19 protein-coding genes are annotated in these 18244 nt (G+C 70.4%); 9 read left to right on the top strand and 10 right to left on the bottom strand.

The annotated features are described in order from the left end of the window. Positions 1-181: 181 nt before the first annotated feature. Together ACZ418_RS06550 and ACZ418_RS06545 are read right to left on the bottom strand one after the other, a co-directional pair. Positions 182-2221, bottom strand: a complete 2040-nt coding sequence (locus ACZ418_RS06550) for a thioredoxin domain-containing protein (RefSeq protein WP_468357841.1) — start codon at positions 2219-2221, stop codon at positions 182-184. Continuing rightward, positions 2202-2792 (bottom strand): helix-turn-helix domain-containing protein, encoded by a 591-nt coding sequence (locus ACZ418_RS06545; RefSeq protein ID WP_468357838.1) that lies wholly within the window; start codon positions 2790-2792, stop codon positions 2202-2204. The genes ACZ418_RS06550 and ACZ418_RS06545 overlap by 20 nt, the downstream gene beginning before the upstream one ends. A gap of 128 nt (positions 2793-2920) precedes the next feature. Between ACZ418_RS06545 and ACZ418_RS06540 the strand changes: the two genes are divergently transcribed. Further along, positions 2921-3316: a hypothetical protein gene (locus ACZ418_RS06540; RefSeq protein WP_468357835.1), complete on the top strand. Its 396-nt coding sequence runs from the start codon at positions 2921-2923 to the stop codon at positions 3314-3316. 27 nt (positions 3317-3343) lie between these two features. Here the strand turns inward: ACZ418_RS06540 and ACZ418_RS06535 are convergent, their stop codons facing one another. The 3 genes from ACZ418_RS06535 to mca form a co-directional block, all read right to left on the bottom strand. Then, positions 3344-3643, bottom strand: coding sequence for a TIGR03618 family F420-dependent PPOX class oxidoreductase (locus ACZ418_RS06535; RefSeq protein ID WP_468358895.1), 300 nt, complete (start codon positions 3641-3643; stop codon positions 3344-3346). Between the two features lie 124 nt (positions 3644-3767). Next, positions 3768-4013, bottom strand: coding sequence for a hypothetical protein (locus tag ACZ418_RS06530; protein ID WP_468357832.1), 246 nt, complete (start codon positions 4011-4013; stop codon positions 3768-3770). Next, on the bottom strand, positions 4006-4887 hold the full coding sequence (gene mca / locus ACZ418_RS06525; RefSeq protein ID WP_468357829.1) for a mycothiol conjugate amidase Mca: 882 nt from the start codon (positions 4885-4887) through the stop codon (positions 4006-4008). The genes ACZ418_RS06530 and mca overlap by 8 nt, the downstream gene beginning before the upstream one ends. 113 nt (positions 4888-5000) lie before the next feature. Between mca and ACZ418_RS06520 the strand changes: the two genes are divergently transcribed. After that, positions 5001-5399 (top strand): DUF4307 domain-containing protein, encoded by a 399-nt coding sequence (locus tag ACZ418_RS06520; RefSeq protein ID WP_450981660.1) that lies wholly within the window; start codon positions 5001-5003, stop codon positions 5397-5399. A gap of 194 nt (positions 5400-5593) precedes the next feature. Continuing rightward, complete coding sequence (gene greA, locus ACZ418_RS06515; protein WP_351798939.1) at positions 5594-6094, top strand: transcription elongation factor GreA; 501 nt, start codon at positions 5594-5596, stop codon at positions 6092-6094. Positions 6095-6170: 76 nt separating this feature from the next. On the opposite strand, the gene ACZ418_RS06510 is transcribed toward greA, so the two are convergent. Further along, complete coding sequence (locus tag ACZ418_RS06510; RefSeq protein WP_468358892.1) at positions 6171-8717, bottom strand: amino acid permease; 2547 nt, start codon at positions 8715-8717, stop codon at positions 6171-6173. Between the two features lie 177 nt (positions 8718-8894). Between ACZ418_RS06510 and ACZ418_RS06505 the strand changes: the two genes are divergently transcribed. Together ACZ418_RS06505 and ACZ418_RS06500 are read left to right on the top strand one after the other, a co-directional pair. Further along, positions 8895-9020, top strand: coding sequence for a hypothetical protein (locus tag ACZ418_RS06505; RefSeq protein ID WP_468357825.1), 126 nt, complete (start codon positions 8895-8897; stop codon positions 9018-9020). A 107-nt stretch (positions 9021-9127) separates the two neighbouring features. Then, positions 9128-10531 carry a DUF2079 domain-containing protein gene (locus tag ACZ418_RS06500; protein WP_468357822.1) on the top strand — a complete coding sequence of 468 codons (1404 nt, stop codon included), beginning with the start codon at positions 9128-9130 and terminating at the stop codon, positions 10529-10531. 93 nt (positions 10532-10624) lie between these two features. Here the strand turns inward: ACZ418_RS06500 and ACZ418_RS06495 are convergent, their stop codons facing one another. The 3 genes from ACZ418_RS06495 to ilvA form a co-directional block, all read right to left on the bottom strand. Next, positions 10625-11425, bottom strand: a complete 801-nt coding sequence (locus ACZ418_RS06495; protein WP_468357819.1) for an ABC transporter permease — start codon at positions 11423-11425, stop codon at positions 10625-10627. Beyond that, a complete protein-coding gene (locus ACZ418_RS06490; RefSeq protein ID WP_468357816.1) occupies positions 11422-12414 on the bottom strand; it encodes an ATP-binding cassette domain-containing protein in 993 nt (330 codons plus the stop codon). The genes ACZ418_RS06495 and ACZ418_RS06490 overlap by 4 nt, the downstream gene beginning before the upstream one ends. A 142-nt stretch (positions 12415-12556) precedes the next feature. Beyond that, positions 12557-13786 (bottom strand): threonine ammonia-lyase, encoded by a 1230-nt coding sequence (gene ilvA, locus ACZ418_RS06485; protein ID WP_468357813.1) that lies wholly within the window; start codon positions 13784-13786, stop codon positions 12557-12559. Between the two features lie 161 nt (positions 13787-13947). Between ilvA and ACZ418_RS06480 the strand changes: the two genes are divergently transcribed. From ACZ418_RS06480 to ACZ418_RS06470, 3 genes are all read left to right on the top strand, one after another. After that, entirely contained in the window at positions 13948-14454 is a 507-nt protein-coding gene (locus ACZ418_RS06480; protein ID WP_450981782.1) for a MarR family winged helix-turn-helix transcriptional regulator, read from the top strand. 150 nt (positions 14455-14604) lie between these two features. Then, on the top strand, positions 14605-15108 hold the full coding sequence (locus tag ACZ418_RS06475; protein ID WP_468357810.1) for a sigma factor-like helix-turn-helix DNA-binding protein: 504 nt from the start codon (positions 14605-14607) through the stop codon (positions 15106-15108). Positions 15109-15184: 76 nt separating this feature from the next. Further along, on the top strand, positions 15185-15433 hold the full coding sequence (locus ACZ418_RS06470) for a hypothetical protein (RefSeq protein ID WP_468357807.1): 249 nt from the start codon (positions 15185-15187) through the stop codon (positions 15431-15433). A 250-nt stretch (positions 15434-15683) separates the two neighbouring features. Here the strand turns inward: ACZ418_RS06470 and ACZ418_RS06465 are convergent, their stop codons facing one another. Further along, positions 15684-16838: a cystathionine gamma-synthase gene (locus ACZ418_RS06465; RefSeq protein ID WP_468357804.1), complete on the bottom strand. Its 1155-nt coding sequence runs from the start codon at positions 16836-16838 to the stop codon at positions 15684-15686. Positions 16839-16963: 125 nt separating this feature from the next. Here ACZ418_RS06465 and ACZ418_RS06460 point away from each other — a divergent pair, with 125 nt between their 5' ends. Beyond that, positions 16964-18082: a hypothetical protein gene (locus ACZ418_RS06460; protein WP_468357801.1), complete on the top strand. Its 1119-nt coding sequence runs from the start codon at positions 16964-16966 to the stop codon at positions 18080-18082. The last annotated feature ends 162 nt before the right edge of the window (positions 18083-18244 follow it).

Genomic DNA, 18244 nt, shown 5'->3' with positions numbered 1-18244 from the left:
GGGCGACGGTGAGTGACCGTCCGTCGACTCGCTGTGGAGAGAGTAGGGGGGATCTGTGAAGTGAGGGAGCTCTTCCGATAAATAGCTTGTTTCGGAACGGTGGTATGAGTAGTGGGACCTATCCGAACACGTACTCTCTTTCGGACAGTTCACGCCTTCCGGTACCTGGGATTCCGAAGGCTCAACGCCTGGTCAGGGACGCGCGGAGGCGTTCCGGATCGGTCGTCGGCGCGTCACAGGTGAAGTTACGGCAGACGTACGCGGTCGGTTCACCTTGCTGCAGGGGCCGGTCGGCGAGGAGCGGGAACTCGTCACTGTCCGCAGTGCCGACGGCTACGACGGCGCCCGGGGCGGTGCCCAGAAGTGCCGTACGGTGCAGGGCCGTTGTCCGCTCGTCCGTGAGGTCGGGTCCCGGTCCGACGACGGCGATCTCCTTGGGTCCGTCGAGGAGGGCCTCGGCGACGGCGAGCCCCCAGCCGATGAACCGGGGCACGCGCGGACCCAGGGTCTTCACGACCCCCAACGCCCGCTCGGCGGCGGTCCGGTGCGGCTCGGAGCCGGTGTGCGCGGCATAGCCCAGCAGGGCACCGGCCGCCGCGGTCCAGCCCGACGGGGTGGCGTTGTCGGTGGGGTCCTGGGGCCGGCGGATGAGCCGCTCGGCGTCGGACGCGGTGTCGAACAGCGCGCCGGTCCCGGGGTCGGTGAAGCGGGCGAGCACATGGTCGAGGAGCAGTCCGGCGAAATCCAGCCAGACGCCCTCGCCCGTCACGGACGCGAGCGCGAGGAAGCCCTCGGCGACGTCGGCGTAGTCCTCCAGCACGCCGGCGTTGGGGCCGACGCGGCCGTCCTTGCTGGTGCGGGCGAGCCGGGCGTGCTCGTCGAGGTGCACCCGGACGAGCAGGTCGGCGGCGCCCAGGGCGGCCTCGACCAGGTCGGGCCGGTCGAAGTAGGCGCCGGTCTCGGCGAGGGCGGCGACGGCGAGGCCGTTCCAGGCGGCGACGACCTTGTCGTCCCGGCCCGGTGCGGGGCGCTGCGCGCGCTCGGCGAGGAGCCGCTCCCTGATGGAGGTGATCTTCTCGGCGTCGAGGACGGTGTTGCTCTGCGGAAGTCGGAGGACGGACTGCCCGTGCTCGAAGGTGCCCTCGTCGGTCACGCCGAAGTACCGGGCGGCGAGGTCGCCGTCCGCGTCCCCGAGGACGGCGCGCAGCCGCTCGGGCGTCCACACGTAGTACGCGCCCTCGACGTGCCGGCCCGTGCCGTCGTCGCTGTCGGCGTCGAGCGCGGAGGCGAACCCGCCCTCGTCGGTGCGCAGTTCGCGTACGAGGAAGTCGGCGGTCTCCAGGGCGACGCGCCGCGCGAGGTCCGATCCGGTGGCCCGCCACAGATGGGCGTACACGCGGCAGAGCAGCGCGTTGTCGTACAGCATCTTCTCGAAGTGCGGCACGATCCAGTCACGGTCGACGGAGTACCGGGCGAACCCGCCGCCGAGCTGGTCGTAGATGCCCCCGCGGGCCATCCGCTCGCAGGTGTCCTGCGCCATCTGCAGCGCGCCCTCGGCGCCGGTCCGGGCGTGGTGCCGCAGCAGGAACTCCAGCACCATGGACGGCGGGAACTTGGGCGCCCCGCCGAATCCGCCGCGCTGCGGGTCGTACTCGCGGGTCAGGCCGAGGAGGGCCTGCGCGAGCTCCTGCTCGTCGGGTGCGCGGTCGCCCTGCCGGACGAGCTCCCGCTGGGCGAGGTCGCGCACGATCTTCCCGGCGACCTCCGCGACCTCGTCACGGCGGGTGCTCCAGGCCTGCTGCACACCCTCCAGCACCTGCCGGAAGGAGGGCATGCCGTGCCGGGGCGCGGGCGGGAAGTAGGTCCCGAAGTAGAAGGGCTCGGCGTCCGGGGTGAGGAAGACGGTCATGGGCCAGCCGCCCTGCCCGGTGGCGGCCTGCACCGCCTCCATGTAGACGGCGTCGACGTCGGGGCGCTCCTCGCGGTCGACCTTGATGGTGACGAAGTGCTCGTTGAGGTAGTCGGCGGTGACCCGGTCCTCGAAGGACTCGTGGGCCATGACGTGACACCAGTGACAGCTCGAATACCCGACGCTCAGCAGAACGGGTCTGTTGGTCCTGCGGGCCTCGTCGAAGGCCTCGGCCGACCAGGGCCACCAGTCGACGGGGTTGTCGGCGTGCTGGAGCAGATACGGGGACGTCTCATGGGCCAGTCGGTTCACCGTTCCACTCTCCCACGGGCTCGGGGACGGCGTAGAAGCGCAGGTTCATGTGGCGCGCGCCTTCGGGGGCGTCCTCGCGGGTGTGGCCGTAGCGGTCGAGCAGGGCGTGGTACTCCCGCATGAAGGCGAGCAGTTCCTCCCTGGTCAGCCAGGTGCCGTGGCGCTGGACCTGGGCCCAGCCCTCGGGGCCGCGGTACTCCTGGTGGGCGCGGCGGTACAGGGCGGTGTCGAACTCGATCTTCAGATGGGCGAGCTGGGCGGCGGCCTGGTACTCCTCGGGGGTCATCGTGGCCGGGTCGGGTGTGGTGTGGCTGAACGGCAGCGAGCGCCACCACCGCTCCCGCCCGCCGGACTTCTCCGGGATCTCCTCGATGAGCCGCTGCTCGGCGAGTTTGCGCAGGTGGTAGCTGGTGGTGCCGGAGCTCTCGCCGAGTTCGCGGGCGAGGACGGTGGAGTTCGCCTCGCCGTGCCGGCCGAGGTATTCGAGGATCCGGCGGCGCAGCGGGTTGCCGAGGGACTTGTAGAGGGCGGTGCGCTCCAGGCTGGTCATCTCGGGCAGGCCGTCGGTCATGCGGCCACCGTAACCCTGAGAACCCTGAGAAGTCCCCGACATCTGCCGAGTTTTCTTTGCAGAACTTTCTCTGCGGTCTACGGTGGAGGCAGTCAGGGATGACGAGCGGGGAGGATGTGAGCGCGACGATGACTGCGAGCGTGACCGGGCGGAAGAAGTGGCCCCTGGTCCTGCTGGGGGCGGCGGCGGTCCTGCTGGTGCCGTGGACGGTGGTGCTGGGGCTGACCCTGCCGGGCAGCACCGAGGTCGACAACTGGCCCCTGGCCTGGATCGGCCTCGACGTCCTCATGGCCACGGGCTGCGCGGCAACGGCCCTGCTCGGCCTGCGTGGTGACCCGAGGTCCCGCCTGACGGCTTCGGCGACGGCATCGGTGGCGGTGCTGGACGCCTGGTTCGACATAACCACCGCGGGCACGGGCGCCCCGCTGGCCGAGGCGCTGCTGTGCGCGGTGGCGGAGGGCGCGCTGGCGGGAGCGTGCGTGTGTCTGGCGGTGGGCAAGGGGCGGCGGACCGCCCGGCGCTGACGGGCCGCGCCCGCCCTCGGAGCGGACTCAGCCGGTGAGCGTGCCCAGGACCCGCAGGGGGCTGATCCGTATCACCACACGCGTCACCTCCGGTGGCAGCTCCAGGTACTCCTGGCCGGCGCCGGGACCCTCGTACTGCTCCGCCAGCCTGACGGCCAGCTCACGGCCGACGTCCTCGGTGACCGTCGCCGTGCCGCGCACCTCGACGTACCGCAGGGGGTCCGCCGGGTCGTACACGGTCAGGCTCACCCGCCCGTCCCGGCGGACGTTCCACTCCTTCCGGCGGCCGGCGGCCGTCGACACGAGCAGGTCGTCGGCGTACGCGATGCTGCTGGAGCGCGGGGTCAGCCTGGAGGACGGCTGGCAGGCCTGGCGGCTGCGCATGACGCCGGACCGCCACGCCCGGGAGGTGATGGGGGTGGCGGTGCCGGTGGCGCGTTGACGGCCGGGGTCAGCCCCGCTCGGCCGCGGAGTCGGCCTTCTCCGTCCGCTCGGCCTCGGGGTCCGGGAACTCCTTGAAGTCGACCTTGTTCATGTGCTTGCTCATCGACTTCATCAGGCCCCACACCGCCAGGGCCATCACCGCGAAGACGATGAAGCCGAGGACGCCGGGGGTGACCTTGTTCTCGTCGACCTCCTTGGCGAGGGGGACGAGGTGCGTCACTGCCAGGCTCACGCTTGCGCTCATGTCAGGCATTGTCGCGGATGCCCGCGAAGAGGTCGTCCTCGGGGAGGGAGGTGTCCACGAGTGACTTCGCCAGCTCGTACTCCTCCGTGGGCCAGACCTCCTTCTGCAGCTCCATCGGCACCTTGAACCAGCCGCCGTCGGGGTCGATCTGCGTGGCGTGCGCGATCAGCGCCTTGTCGCGGATCTCGAAGAAGTCCGCGCACGGAATGTGCGTGGTCAGCGTGCGCTCGACGCGCTCGAACTCCTTCCAGCGCTTGAGCCACTCCCCGTACGGCGACTCCAGGCCCCGGTCGAGCATCGCCTGGTGCAGCGCCTCGGTGCGGGGGCGGTTGAAGCCTTGGTTGTAGTACAGCTTCTGCGGCTGGTAGGCGGGGCCGTACTCGGCCTCCGGGTACTTCTCGGCGTCCGCCGCGCCCTCGAACGCCACCATGGAGATCTTGTGGGTCATGATGTGGTCGGGGTGCGGGTAGCCGCCGTTCTCGTCGTAGGTGGTGATCACCTGCGGGCGGAAGGCGCGGATCTTGCGGACCAGCTCGCCGGCCGCCTTGTCGACGTCCTCCAGGGCGAAGCAGCCCTCGGGCAGCGGCGGCAGCGGGTCACCCTCGGGCAGTCCGGAGTCGACGAAGCCGAGCCACTCCTGCTTGACCCCGAGAATCTCGCGGGCCTCGTCCATCTCCTTCTTGCGTACCTCGTGGATGTGCTCCTCGATGTACGTGTCGCCCTGCAGCTTCGGATTGAGGATGGACCCGCGCTCTCCGCCGGTGCACGTCACCACCAGCACGTCCACCCCCTCGGACACGTACTTCGCCATGGTGGCCGCGCCCTTGCTCGACTCGTCGTCGGGGTGCGCGTGAACGGCCATCAGTCGCAGCTGGTCAGTCAAGACTCATCCTCGGTAAGTCGGCGCCCCGTGGTCTCGGCGCGATCGGCGGCTTCTATAGTGACGGAATCGGGGGGCGAATAATTCCGGGTCCGGTTCCGGCCGAGAGGACGATCATGAGTACGGCGAGCGCGCGGCTGCCCGAGGGCCGCTACGGCCGTTCCTCGGACGAGCGTGCGGACCGCAAGCTCAAGGTCGCCGGTGCGGTGCTCGGCGCGGCCCTGCTCGCACTGGTCGGATACTTCGCCTACCACTATGTCGTGGAGAGCAGGATCAGCGCCCAGGTGATCGCCTTCGACGCGACGGACAACGCGGTCAAGGTGCATCTGGAGGTCCACAAGGACTCCGGTACCTCGGGCTACTGCACCCTGCGCTCCCAGGCGGCGGACGGCTCCGAGGTGGGCCGGGCCGACTTCCGCTTCACCGGGTCGGCCACGCGGATCGACAAGGTCGTCACGCTGCGTACGACGGCGAAGGGGACCACGGCCGAGCTGCTCGGCTGCCATACCGGCTGACCGGGGCCGGCCGGACACTCACCGGCTTCACCCGGAATACGTACACGCCGACCTGCGTTGATGTGATTCTGATGGCTTATGTCCTCCCCCTTCCGGCCTTGAATTGTTAGGCTCGTGGTTTCGCCCATCCATGAGGGAACATTCTTCTGGGTAGGGCGATGCTTTGTATTCCCAGTACCGACGAGGAGCACCCTGTGACCCAGACCAGCGAGAACGTCACCTGGCTGACCCAGGAGGCGTACAACAAGCTCAAGGACGAGCTTGAGTACCTTACTGGTCCTGCGCGCACGGAGATCGCCGCCAAGATCGCGGCCGCGCGCGAGGAGGGCGACCTGCGTGAGAACGGCGGGTACCACGCGGCCAAGGAGGAGCAGGGCAAGCAGGAGCTGCGTGTGCGGCAGCTGACCCAGCTTCTCGAGAACGCCAAGGTGGGCGAGGCTCCGGCCTCCGCCGACGGTGCCGTCGCGCCGGGCATGGTCGTCACGATCGCCTTCGACGGTGACGAGGACGACACGATGACGTTCCTGCTCGCCTCCCGCGAGTACGCCAGCGCCGACATCGAGACGTACTCGCCGCAGTCCCCGCTGGGCGCCGGCGTCATCGGCCACAAGGTCGGCGAGGATGCGGAGTACGAACTGCCGAACGGCAAGAAGGCCTCGGTGCGGATCCTGAAGGCCGAGCCGTACTCGGGCTGATCCCACCCACCCGATGTGACCTCGGGCCCCCGGTGTCCGCCGGATTCCGCCGGACGCCGGGGGCTTCGCCGTGCCGCTACCGGCCGACCGGTGGCGGCAGGTCCTGCTCGGTCCAGATGGTCTTGCCGGCGCGGGTGTAGCGCGTGCCCCATTGGTGGGTCATCTGGGCGATGATGAACAGCCCCCGTCCTCCCTCCTCGTCGCTCGCGGCGTGCCGCAGATTGGGTGCGGTGTGGCCGGTGTCGGAGACCTCGCAGATCAGGGTCCGGTCCCGGATCAGGCGTACCTGGATCGGACCGCCGACGTAGCGGATGGCGTTGGTGACCAGTTCGCTGGCGACGAGCTCGGTGGTGAAGGCCAGGTCGTCCAGCCCCCAGTCGCCGAGCTGCTTGGTGACGGCGGTGCGGATGGTGGCCACCACCGCCGGGTCCGGGCGTACCGACCACTCGACGAACTGGTTCCGGTCGAGCAGGCGGGTTCTGACCACGAGCAGTGTCGCGTCCACGTCCACCGGACCGGGCAGCAGCATGCCCAGCGCCCTGTCGCACAGCGTCTCCAGGGACGCCCGGCCGTCGGCCAGGACGCGGGACAGCTGCGCGAGCCCGGCGGCACGGTCGTCGGCCGCCTGGAGGAGGCCGTCCGTGCCGAGGGCGACGAGACTGCCCGGCGCGAGATCCAGTTCCGCGCTCTGGTAGGGCGGCCCGCCGATGCCCAGCGGCGGCCCGCTCGGCAGCTCCGGACAGTCGACGACGCCCGTGTGCGGGTCGACGACCGCCAGCACCGGCTCCCCCGCCCGCGCGAGACCGCACTTCCCCGAAACGGGGTCGTACACCGCGTACAGGCAGCTCACGCCCAGGGCCTCGTCGACGTGCGGCCTCCGGTGGCCCGGGCCTCGGGCGGGCACGGCCTCGTGGGAGGTCTGCTCGACCAGGTCGGCCAGGCGGGACAGGAGCTCGTCCGGGCTCAGGTCCAGCCGGGCCAGAACGCGCACACCGGTGCGCAGGCGTCCCATGGTGGCCGCGGCACGCAGGCCGTGACCGAGCACGTCTCCGACGACCAGGCCGACCCGTTTTCCCGACAGGGGAATGACGTCGTACCAGTCGCCGCCCACGCCGGACCGGCTGTCGGCGGGCTGGTAGCGGCTCGCCGAGTCGACGGCGGTGTGTGCCGGCAGGTGACGCGGAAGCAGGCTCCGCTGGAGTCTGAGGGCCACGGTGTGGCCATGGGTGACCAGCGGCATCAGCAGGAGACCGATCAGCAGGGCGCCCAGGCCCAGGACGGTGACCCCGCCCGTCCTGCCGATCAGCGGCAGGTCGACGGCGGTCGTGCCGTACCCGGGTTTCGCGTAGACGGCGAAGGCGGCGTAGAGGAACAGCGAGATCATGATCAGCCCGCCCAGCGCCGGGAGTATGCCCTTGAAGACCAGGTCCTTGGTGCTGCGGCTCAGGATCTTGCGGTAGTACCAGACGCAGGCGAAGCCGGTCACCGCGTACTGGAACGCGATCGCGAGACCGACGGAGTCGATCGAGTCGGCCAGGATGTTCCGGCTGGACGACGCCAGCAGGGCGAACAGGGCGATCGAGGCCGCTCCTATGCCGACCGTGCCCCAGGTCGGGGTGAGAAACCTGCGGTGGATCCGGGCGAGCCGGGAGGGGACCGCCTTGTGGACCGCCATGGAGAAGACGGTCCTGGACAGGGGCAGGATGGTGGTCTCGGCGGAGGCCAGCGCGGAGGTCAGCACCATCAGAATCAGCAGTCTCGACAGGATCAGCCCGGTGCCGCTTCTCCCGAACACGGCCTCGCCCAGTCCGGAGAGCACATCGTCCGAGTCACGCGTGTTGCCGAGCCCGATGCCCGAGGTGCCGACTCCCGCGAACGCCTGCGCGGAGGTGGACACCAGGCCGTACGTGATCAGGAGCAGCACGGTGGACATGACCGCGGCGCGCCCCGGGATGCGCGTGCTGTCGATGGTTTCCTCATTGACCGCGAACGCGGTGTCCCAGCCCCAGTAGATGAAGACCCCCGCGAGGACGCCCGAGGTCAGGGCCCTGGCCGAGGGCACCTCGAACGGGTTGAACCAGGAAGCGGACACATGGATCGCCGTCGGGGGCGGGTCGGTGTAGACCCTGACCAGCGCCGCGACGGCGAAAAGGATCAGCATCACCACTTCCAGGCACAGCAGCAAGCGCTGGACAGCCGCCGAGAACTCGATGCCGACGTAACAGATCGCGGTGAGCACGGCGATCCAGACGATGCCCGCAACGGTGGTCCACAGCCGGTTCTCCGCCAGTCCGTTCAGGCCCAGCAGCCGGAAGCCGTAGGAGGCGGCGATGTCGGCGAGGTTCGCCATGACGATGATGTTGGCGACGATGAGGCCCCAGCCGCCCATCCAGCCGACGCGCGGTCCGAAGGTGCGCGTGGCCCAGGTGAAGGTGGTCCCGCAGTCTGCGTTGCCCCTGTTGAGTTCCCGGAAGGCGTACGCGATCAGCAGCATCGGGATGAACGCCAGCATGGTGACGACCGGGGCCTGCAGTCCGACCCCGGCCACGATGATCCCCAGCGTGGCGGCCAGGCTGTACGCCGGTCCGGCGGAGCCAAGACCTATGGCCACCGAGGAGAACATGCCCAGGGCGTCGCTCTTGAGCCCCTTCCGGCCGGCCCCCGTTCCGGGAGCGGGGAGGCCGGCGGACACGCTGCCGCCAAAGTGCCTCACACTTGATTGCACCGCCGGGTCCCTTGCCTCCGCAACACAGAGGCGGCCGACCGCAGCAGTTGAACGCTCGACTTTATGATCATGTCCATGTACAAGTCTGTAAAGATCATGAACGATCTCGACTGCTCCTGCGAACGCCTCGACCAACACGTACGACGAGAACGCCTCGTTCGCCTGGTTCACGGCCTGATCAGCCTGCCGCTCGGCGCGTAGCTTCTTCTGGACTACCGAGGAGTTCTCTTGAAGCGTCGCGCGCGGTCGGCCACCGCTGCACTCGCCTGCTTGCCGGCGGCCGGGTGTTCGTCCTCGGCGGCGGGCTCGTGAACGCTGCCGCCACCGAACAGGCCAAAGCGGCGAGGACCCGGCTCGCCTCGGTCACCGAGGTGCTCCGATGCCCGCATCTGTGGCTCGGCGTCACGCTGTTCGTGATCTACACGGTGCTGTCCGTCGCCAGGTTCGAGCGGTTCGCCACCAGTTCATGGGACCTGTCGATCTTCGAGCAGGTCGTGTCCTCCTACGCCCGTCTCCAGGCACCGATAGCCACGGTCAAGGGACCGGGTTTCAATATCCTCGGTGACCACTTCAGCCCCGGCCTGGTGGTCCTTGCGCCCGCCTACCGGCTCTTCCCGACGCCGGTGACACTGCTGGTCGTCCAGGCCGCGCTGTTCGCCTGCTCGGCCACGGTGATCTCGGCGACCGCGGAGGAAGTTCTCGGCCGCGCCAAGGGCATTCTGCTGGGGGCCGCGTACGGCCTGTCGTGGGGTGTGCAGAAGGCGGTCGATTTCGACTTTCACGAGATATGTCTGGCCATGCCGCTGCTCGCCATGGCTCTGCGGTCGCTCGTGCTCGGCCGGTGGCGCCGCGCGGCGTGGTGGAGCGCACCCTTGGTGCTGGTGAAGGAGGACCTGGGGCTGACGGTGGCGGCGATCGGCCTGTGCCTTCTTCTCGCGGGCGAACGGCGCCTCGGGGCCGCGCTGGGGGCGTTCGGGGCGGCTGCGACCACGGTGGTGATGACGGTGATCATTCCGTGGTTCAACACCAACGGGGACTACGACTACTGGGGGAAGGTCAGCCACGGTTCCGGAACGGGCGGTCTCACCGACGGCATCGGGACGAAGACCGAGACCTTGCTGTGGGTGCTCGGGGTGACCGCCTTCCTGGTGCTGCGGTCCCAGCTCGTGTTGGTCGCCCTGCCGACCCTGGGGTGGCGTTTCCTGGCCGACGATCCGAACTACTGGGGGCGGGACTGGCACTACAGCGCGGTGCTCATGCCGATCGTGTTCGTCGCGCTGATCGACGGCATCCGCCGCGCCGAGGCCTCGCCGCGGGCCTGGGTGCGCGGGTATGCGCGTGGCGGGGTGGCCGCCGCAACGGCAGTCGCCGGCACGCTCTGTCTGCAACTGCCGGTACGCGGGCTGCTGGACCCCGGCACTTTCGACGGCGGCCCACGGGCCGAGGCCGGCACGCAAGCCGTACGGCTCATACCGTCCGGGGTGAGCGTGGAGGCGAACACCGGCCTCATGGCGCATCTCGCGGGCCGCACCCAGGTGTACTGGGTCGGCAACACCGGGCGCGTGGTGCCGCAGTACATCGCCCTGGATCTGGCTTCGGGTTGGTCGTCCCCGATCAAGGACGTCACGGGTTACGCGAACGGTCTGCACCCGGGCACCCGGTACAGGCTGGTGTTCAACGACCGGCAGTACGCGGTGCTCACCCGAACGTAGTCCGACGCGTGTCGGGGAACCCGATGACCAACCGCGGCGCGGGTCCCGCATCGCCCCTCCGTCCGGAGCGGGCGATGCGGGACGGCCGGGACATCAGCCGTGCGCCCGGCGGTACTTGCGGACCGCCAGCGTACGGAAGACCAGGATGATCACGACCGACCAGATCAGTGAGGCCCACACGGGGTGCTGCATGGGCCAGGCGCCGGACGTCTGGAAGCCCGGGGGAAGGTTGCCGAACAGCTCGCGACTCGCCTGCACGGTGGCGCTGAACGGGTTCCACTCCGCGATGTGCCGCAGGAAGGCCGGCATCTGGTTCGCGTCCACGAACGCGTTCGAGATGAACGTCAGCGGGAACAGCCAGATCAGGCCTCCCGAGGTGGCCGCTTCAGGAGTGCGCACGGACAGGCCGATGAGCGCGCCGATCCACGAGAACGCGTACCCGAGCAGCAGGAGCAGGCCGAAACCGGCGAGCACCTTGCCGAAGTTCTCGTGTGTGCGCCAGCCGACCAGGAGGGCGACGACCGCGAGGACGAGCAGGGTCAGTGCCGTCTGTACCAGGTCGGCGAGGGTGCGCCCGGTCAGCACCGCGCCGCGTGCCATCGGCAGCGAGCGGAAGCGGTCGATGAGGCCCTTGTGCATGTCGTCGGCGATGCCGGCACCGGCGCCCGCCGTGGCGAACGTGACCGTCTGGGCGAAGATGCCCGCCATCAGGAACTCACGGTAGGCGTGGGTGGAGTTGGACGACCCGACCTGGATCGAGCCGCCGAACACATAGGTGAACAGCACCACGAACATGATGGGCTGGATCAGCCCGAAAACGAGCATCTCGGGAATCCGGCCCATGCGGATCAGGTTCCGGCGGGCGATGACCAGGGAATCGCTCACGGCGCTCATTTCACGGTCTCCTTGTCCTTCGCCTCGGCCCGGTCGGCCTGGTCGGCTGCCTCGGCCACGTGTCCCGTCAGCGACAGGAAGACGTCGTCGAGGGTGGGGCGGCGCAGCCCGATGTCGTCGATCTCGATCCCGCGGGTGTCCAGCTCGCGGATGATCTCGGCGAGCAGCTTGGCGCCGCCGGTCACCGGGACCGTGAGCTTGCGGGTGTGCTCCTCGACCGTGACCTCGCCCTTGCCGAAGCCGCGCAACACCTCGGTGGCGCTCGCGATGTGCTCGCGCTCGTGCACCACGACCTCCACGCGCTCACCGCCGGTGCGGGCCTTGAGCTGGTCGGAGGTGCCCTGGGCGATGACCCGGCCGTGGTCGACCACCGCGATGTCGTGCGCGAGGTGGTCGGCCTCCTCCAGGTACTGCGTGGTGAGCAGCAGTGTCGTACCGCTGGAGACGAGCTGTTTGATGACCTCCCAGAGCTGCTGGCGGTTGCGCGGGTCCAGGCCGGTGGTCGGCTCGTCCATGAACATCACGGGCGGCGAGACCACGAGGGCCGCGGCGAGGTCGAGCCGGCGGCGCATGCCGCCGGAGTAGGTCTTGGTGGGGCGGTCGGCGGCGTCCGCGAGGTTGAACTGCTCCAACAGCTCCTCCGCGCGCGCCTTCGCCGCTTTGCCCTTCATCTGGTACAGCTGCCCGACCATCACCAGGTTCTCCCGGCCGGTCAGATACTCGTCCACCGCCGCGAACTGGCCGGACAGGCCGATGGAGCGGCGTACGGCGTCGGGGTCCTTCAGCACGTCCACGCCCGCGACGACCGCCTTGCCGCTGTCGGGGCGCAGGAGGGTGGTCAGGCAGCGGACGGTCGTCGTCTTGCCGGCGCCGTTCGGCCCGAGAAGGCCGAGGACCGTGCCCTCGGGCACGTCCAGGTCTACGCCGTCGAGAGCCCTTACGTCGCCGAAGGTCTTCACCAGGCCTTCGGCATGGATGGCGCCTGGCATGTCTGTCTCCACGTCATCGGGGTCGTCGTCCGGGATACTTCGGAAAGCACCATAACGCGATGTATCGCGTTCCTCAATGGGTTGGACCGGGGATTGACTCGAACGAGTGACCGATCGGTTACCAGGCCCGGAGTCGGGATTCTCAGCCGATAACGGTGTAACCGGCGTCGTGCAGGGCCTGGCCGACCTCGGCGCAGTGCGCCGGGCCCTTCGTCTCGAGGTGCAGCTCCACCTCCGCCTCCGTGAGCCCGAGCCGGGGGTCGGTTCGTACGTGGCTCACGTCGAGGACATTAGCGTCGACCACTGACAACACCCCGAGGAGCGTGGCGAGGGCGCCCGGACGGTCCGTCAGCCGGAGCCGAACGGCCAGGTAGCGGCCCTGCGCGGCCATGCCGTGCCGCAGCACGCGCTGCATCAGCACCGGGTCCACGTTCCCGCCGGAGAGCACCGCGACGACCGGCCCCTCGAAGGTGTCCGGCGCGGCCAGCAGCGCCGCGACCGGGCTCGCCCCGGCCGGCTCCACGACCAGCTTGGCCCGCTCCAGGCACAGCAGCAGCGCGGCCGACAGCTGGTCCTCGCTGACCGTGCGCACCTCGTCGACCAGGTCCCTGACGATCCCGAACGGCACCAGGCCCGGCCGCCCCACCTTGATGCCGTCGGCCATCGTCGCCGGGCTCTCCACCGACACCGGATGCCCGGCGGCCAGCGAGGGCGGGTAGGCCGCCGCGCCCTCCGCCTGCACGCCCACGATCCTGACGTCCGGCCGGATCGCCTTCACCGCCACCGCGATCCCGGCCGCGAGCCCGCCACCACCGACACCGACGACGATCGTGCGCACCTCCGGGCACTGCTCCAGGATCTCCAGGCCGACCGTGCCCTGACCGGCGATGACGTCCGGGTGGTCGAAGGGGTGGATGAACACCGCCCCCGTCTCGGCCGCGTACTGCTCGGCGGCGGCCAGCGTCTCGTCGACCACCTGGCCGTGCAGGCGCACCTCGGCGCCGTAGTCGCCGGTCGCGCTGATCTTGGGCAGCGGGGCGCCCTTCGGCATGAACACCGTGGAGTGCACCCCGAGCAGCGAGGACGCCAGCGCCACACCCTGTGCGTGGTTCCCGGCGCTCGCGGCCACCACCCCGGCCGCCCGCTCCTCCGGCAGCAGCCCGGCGATCCGCACATAGGCGCCGCGCAGCTTGAACGAACCGGTGCGCTGCAGGTTCTCGCACTTCAGATGCACCGGTGCACCGACGAGTTGGGACAGGTACCGGCTGCCCTCCATCGCGGTCACCCGCGCCACACCCGAGAGCATCTTCTGCGCTCCGCGCACATCGTCGAGGGTGACGGAACGCAAGGAGTCAGCCGTGCCGTAGCTCATGACTACAGGATCGCAGTTCACGGTCGTACACGACGGGTGTGACCAAGCTCCGAGACCGGTTTGCGCAGCGCCGGTACGGCCCGCCGCCGGGCCGCGTACCCTGTCCCCCAACCAGCAGCCCTTCATGAAGCGAGCCTCCGGCCATGCCCACAACACCTGAAATGTCGATGGACATGACAACCGTCGGTGACACCGGTCTCCTCGACACCCTCCAGCACGAGGTGGCGGTGTTCGCCCGCCGTGCCGAACAGACGCGGCTCGGCGGGGTCGGGCAGGTGCGCAACTCCATGGACCGCGCGGCGTATCTGCTGCTCAACCGCCTCGACAAGGAGGGCCCGATGGGCGTCAAGGCGCTCGCCGCGAGCATGGGCATCGACTCCTCCACCGTCACCCGGCAGGTGGCTCCGCTGGTCGACACCGGACTCGTCAAGCGCACCTCGCACCCCGAGGACGGGCGGGCGGTGGTCCTTCAGCTGTCCCCGCGCGGGGCCGCCCGGCTGGAGGAGGTGCGCTCCTCCCGGCGTCAGCTGATGGCCGAGCTGACGCAGGACTGGGCGCCGGAGGAGCGCGAGCAGTTCTGCACGCTCCTGACCCGGTTCAACCGCGCGCTGTCCGCGCGGATGACGGTGCAGGGGCCCGCGCCGGCGGAACAGCCGCCTGCGTCCTGAGGACCGGCGCCCAGCGCGGCACGCGCCGGTCGGTGTCGAAGTCTTGACCCCGGGCCCCCGGTGGCCTCATATGAGACCACCGGGTCCTGTGTCGTTCGTACGCGGTTCACCTGTCCCGTACCGGACAGGGCCCCTCCAGGGGGAGGCGCGGTGCGTGATCGGCAGGCGTCCCGGGGTGCCCGCCGGGCCCGGGAGTTCGAGGCGTTCGTCGCGGGTGCGGCCGGACGTCTGCTGCATGCCGCCACACTGCTGACGGCGGAGGCGCCGAATGCCAACCCGCGCGCGCGACGCCTGCTGACGCTCGCGCTCGCGCACACCTACGCGCGCTGGGACCGACTGCACGGCGAGGACCCGTACGACTGCGCCCGCCAGCATCTCGCCACCCGCTTCGCACGCGCGACCTGGCACCAGTACGGCGCGTTCGGCCGCACCCGCCCGGATCCGCGCAGCCCGCTCGCCGCGCTCACCCCGCAGGAGCGGCTGATCCTGGTACTGCGCCTCTACGAAGGCGTCGCCGAGGAACAGGCGGCGGCCCTCCTCGGACTCCCCCGGGAACGCGTCCACACCATCTGCGACCGCGCCACGGCCACGCTGCTCCACCCACCGAGCCGCCCCGCACCACGGACGGCGGACAGGGAGGTGGCGCCTTCATGAGGGGGTGGGGAGTGGTGCGTGTGGGCGGTCTCGGTGGCGCACTGGCAGCAAGAACCCGGCGTACCGGGAGGGCGTCGTGAACCGGTCCCAGCGGGAGGCCGCCGCGCGGCAGATCATGGAACAGGCCCCGGCACCGGTGCCGCCGGACCTGTGCGCGGAGGCGGTGCGCCGCGGCGAGCGCCTGCTGCGGCACAGGCGGTTCGTCCGCCGGGTGCTGTGGCTGCTGGCCTGCGCCGCAGCCGTCGCGTTCAGCGTGTGGGCGGCCCGAGTGCACCCGTGGACGGAACCGCCCTCCCAGACGACTCCGCCGATCACCGGCTGGTGAGCCGCGGGTCGATGGCGGCGCTTTCTGACACGGCCGCGGACCGGCGGGAGGTACGGCCATCCGCACAGCGGCGGCGGGCACGCCGTCCGCCCCGGCGGCGCGGCCCACCGGCGACCGGACGCCGGATCTGCCGGGGGCGGGTCGCCGTCGGTTCGCGCCCGCAGCGGAGCCGCACATCGGCACGGCCCCGCGCCCCTCGGAAAGTCACCGAGTCCCTTGACCCGGCCCCACCTCAGGGCGCCGGATTCCGTCAGCCCAGCGCCTGCTGAAGGTCCGCCAGCAGGTCGTCGACGTTTTCGATGCCCACGGACAGGCGTACCAGGTCGCCGGGGACCTCCAGCGCGGAGCCGACCACGGAGGCGTGCGTCATCCGGCCGGGGTGCTCGATCAGCGACTCGACGCCGCCGAGCGACTCACCGAGCGTGAACACCTTGGCCCGGTTGCACACCTCGACCGCGGCCTCCTCGCCGCCCTCGACGCGGAAGGACACCATGCCGCCGAACGTCTTCATCTGCTTCGCGGCGACCTCGTGACCGGGGTGCTCGGGCAGGCCCGGGTAGAGCACGCTGGTCACGCGCGGGTGCCGGGTCAGCATGTCGGCGATCTTCGCGGCGTTCTCGCTGTGCCGGTCCATGCGCACCGCGAGGGTCTTGGTGCCGCGCAGCACCAGCCAGGAGTCGAAGGGGCCGGCGACGGCCCCCATCGCGTTCTGGTGGTAGGCCAGCTCCTCGCCGAGGCCCTGGTCGGAGACGATCAGCGCGCCGCCGACCACGTCCGAGTGGCCGCCCATGTACTTGGTCAGGGAGTGGACGACGACGTCCGCGCCCAGCGACAGCGGCTGCTGGAGGTAGGGCGTGGCGAAGGTGTTGTCGACCACGAGCTTCGCGCCCGCGTCGTGCGCGACGGAGGCGACGGCGGCGATGTCGGTGATGCCGAGCAGCGGGTTGGAGGGGGTCTCCACCCAGACGGCCTTGGTCTTCGGGGTGATCGCGGCCCGTACGGCGGCCGGGTCGCTGGTGTCGGCGACGGACCACTCCACGCCCCAGCGGGTGACCACCTTGGCGAAGAGGCGGAAGGTGCCGCCGTAGGCGTCGTTCGGGATCACCACGTGGTCGCCGGGGCTGAGCAGCGTGCGCAGCAGGGTGTCCTCGGCCGCCAGGCCGGACGCGAAGGCGAGACCGCGACGGCCGCCCTCCAGCGCGGCGAGGTTCTCCTCCAGGGCGGTGCGGGTGGGGTTGGCGCTGCGGCTGTACTCGTAGCCGCCGCGCAGCCCGCCGACGCCGTCCTGCTTGTAGGTCGAGACCTGGTAGATCGGCGGGACGACCGCGCCGGTGAGGGGATCCGCGGTGTTGCCCGCGTGGATCGCGAGGGTCTCGAAGTGCTGACTGATGTGCCTGTCGCTCATGTGCACCGAGCGTAGTGCGCCCGGCCGGATGCTGACGCCCGCCGGGCACGGGGCAGGGACCGGAGTTTTCCACAGCCTGGCGGCGGGGTTGGCCAATTGTCGGCGGCGTCTGGTTCGCTTGAGGCATGTCGATTCTCTGGCTGCTCATGGCCCTGCTCATGCTGAGCTTCGTGCTGCTGTCGGTCATGCGGCGCAGGCGCGGCGTGATCGAGCAGGTTCCCCCGGGACACCCGGACGCCGCCGACCCGGCGGCCTACGGCTTCGTGCGCCAGGAGGAGCTGGACCTGCGCATGCCCGGCCCGGACCAGGACCTGCTGGACGTCCTGGAACTGGTGCAGCGCACGCAGGACTATCGCGCGGCCTCCCAGCTGCTGGCCGGCACCGAGACCGAGGGTGAGCTGCGCTGGCAGCGCGTCCAGGCCTTCGCGGGCGCGGCCGCGCTGGAGCTGCAGCAGCGGCCCGGCGGGGTGCATGAGACGCCGGGTGGCCAGTGGCTGCGGGTGTGGCGGGCCGAGCAGCCCAAGGACGCGGGCTGCGCCGCCGTCTACGCGGAGTTCCTGGTGCAGCAGGCCTGGCGGACCTCGACGCCGGGCACGGACGACTTCCGGATCATCATGGAGGAGGCCCGGGACGCGTGCGCGCAGGCGGCCCTGCTGGCCCCCGGGGACCCGGTGCCGTACATCGTCGAGCTGTCCATCGCACGCGGACTCGCCTATCCGCAGGCCGAGTTCGACCAGCTGTGGCTGAAGATCCTCGACCGCGCCCCGAACCATATGGGCGCGCATCTGGCGGCGCTGCACTACTGGTGCGAGAAGTGGCACGGCTCGCGCGAGCAGGCCTACTCCTTCGCCGAGGCCGCCGCGGCCCGCGCACCGCAGGGCTCGCTGCTCGCCGCGCTGCCCCTGTTCGCGGTCTTCGAGCACCTCCCCGAGGTGAACCTGGTGGCGGGCTTCTACCAGAGCGAGGTCGTCACCAAGGCGATGCACGGCGCCCTGCACGCAGTGCACTCGGCCCGCCCCGACGACCCGATGCTCGCGCACGTCCGCCATCTGCTGATCTTCTTCCTGGTCCGCGCCGAGCGCTGGCAGGAGGCCATGCACCAGCTGATACACGTCGACGGGCACATCGGCGCGCTGCCCTGGACGCTGTCCGCCGACCCGGCCGCCGAGTTCGCCCTCTACCGCGCCCTGGCGGTGGCCGGATACGAGGCCAACGGCGGCAGCCCGGCCACCCTGCCCGGCTAAACCGCCGGCTCCGTATCCGCATTGCCCCTCCTGACCTGCGGTAGGGCATACTCCGGCTTCCCCCACACCACGCACGCACCACCCGCACGCACCACACACGCCGACAGGCGTCCGCGTCGGTCCCGTGCTGCACCATGTCCTGTTTCTGAGGCCCCTCCTGCA

The organism is Streptomyces sp. NPDC030820 (assembly GCF_055572075.1).
Note: the sequence above shows the minus strand (reverse complement) of the source record. Positions and strands in the feature narration are given on the sequence as shown.

What these genes read in the sequence shown, in the direction of transcription:
- ACZ418_RS06545 (WP_468357838.1), bottom strand. Translation starts at nt 2,792, where the DNA reads ATGACCGACGGCCTGCCCGAGATGACCAGCCTGGAGCGCACCGCCCTC.
- ACZ418_RS06540 (WP_468357835.1), top strand. Translation starts at nt 2,921, where the DNA reads ATGACTGCGAGCGTGACCGGGCGGAAGAAGTGGCCCCTGGTCCTGCTG.
- ACZ418_RS06530 (WP_468357832.1), bottom strand. Translation starts at nt 4,013, where the DNA reads ATGCCTGACATGAGCGCAAGCGTGAGCCTGGCAGTGACGCACCTCGTC.
- ACZ418_RS06520 (WP_450981660.1), top strand. Translation starts at nt 5,001, where the DNA reads ATGAGTACGGCGAGCGCGCGGCTGCCCGAGGGCCGCTACGGCCGTTCC.
- ACZ418_RS06510 (WP_468358892.1), bottom strand. Translation starts at nt 8,717, where the DNA reads ATGTTCTCCTCGGTGGCCATAGGTCTTGGCTCCGCCGGACCGGCGTAC.
- ACZ418_RS06505 (WP_468357825.1), top strand. Translation starts at nt 8,895, where the DNA reads ATGTACAAGTCTGTAAAGATCATGAACGATCTCGACTGCTCCTGCGAA.
- ACZ418_RS06495 (WP_468357819.1), bottom strand. Translation starts at nt 11,425, where the DNA reads ATGAGCGCCGTGAGCGATTCCCTGGTCATCGCCCGCCGGAACCTGATC.
- ACZ418_RS06490 (WP_468357816.1), bottom strand. Translation starts at nt 12,414, where the DNA reads ATGCCAGGCGCCATCCATGCCGAAGGCCTGGTGAAGACCTTCGGCGAC.
- ilvA (WP_468357813.1), bottom strand. Translation starts at nt 13,786, where the DNA reads ATGAGCTACGGCACGGCTGACTCCTTGCGTTCCGTCACCCTCGACGAT.
- ACZ418_RS06480 (WP_450981782.1), top strand. Translation starts at nt 13,948, where the DNA reads ATGTCGATGGACATGACAACCGTCGGTGACACCGGTCTCCTCGACACC.
- ACZ418_RS06465 (WP_468357804.1), bottom strand. Translation starts at nt 16,838, where the DNA reads ATGAGCGACAGGCACATCAGTCAGCACTTCGAGACCCTCGCGATCCAC.
- ACZ418_RS06460 (WP_468357801.1), top strand. Translation starts at nt 16,964, where the DNA reads ATGTCGATTCTCTGGCTGCTCATGGCCCTGCTCATGCTGAGCTTCGTG.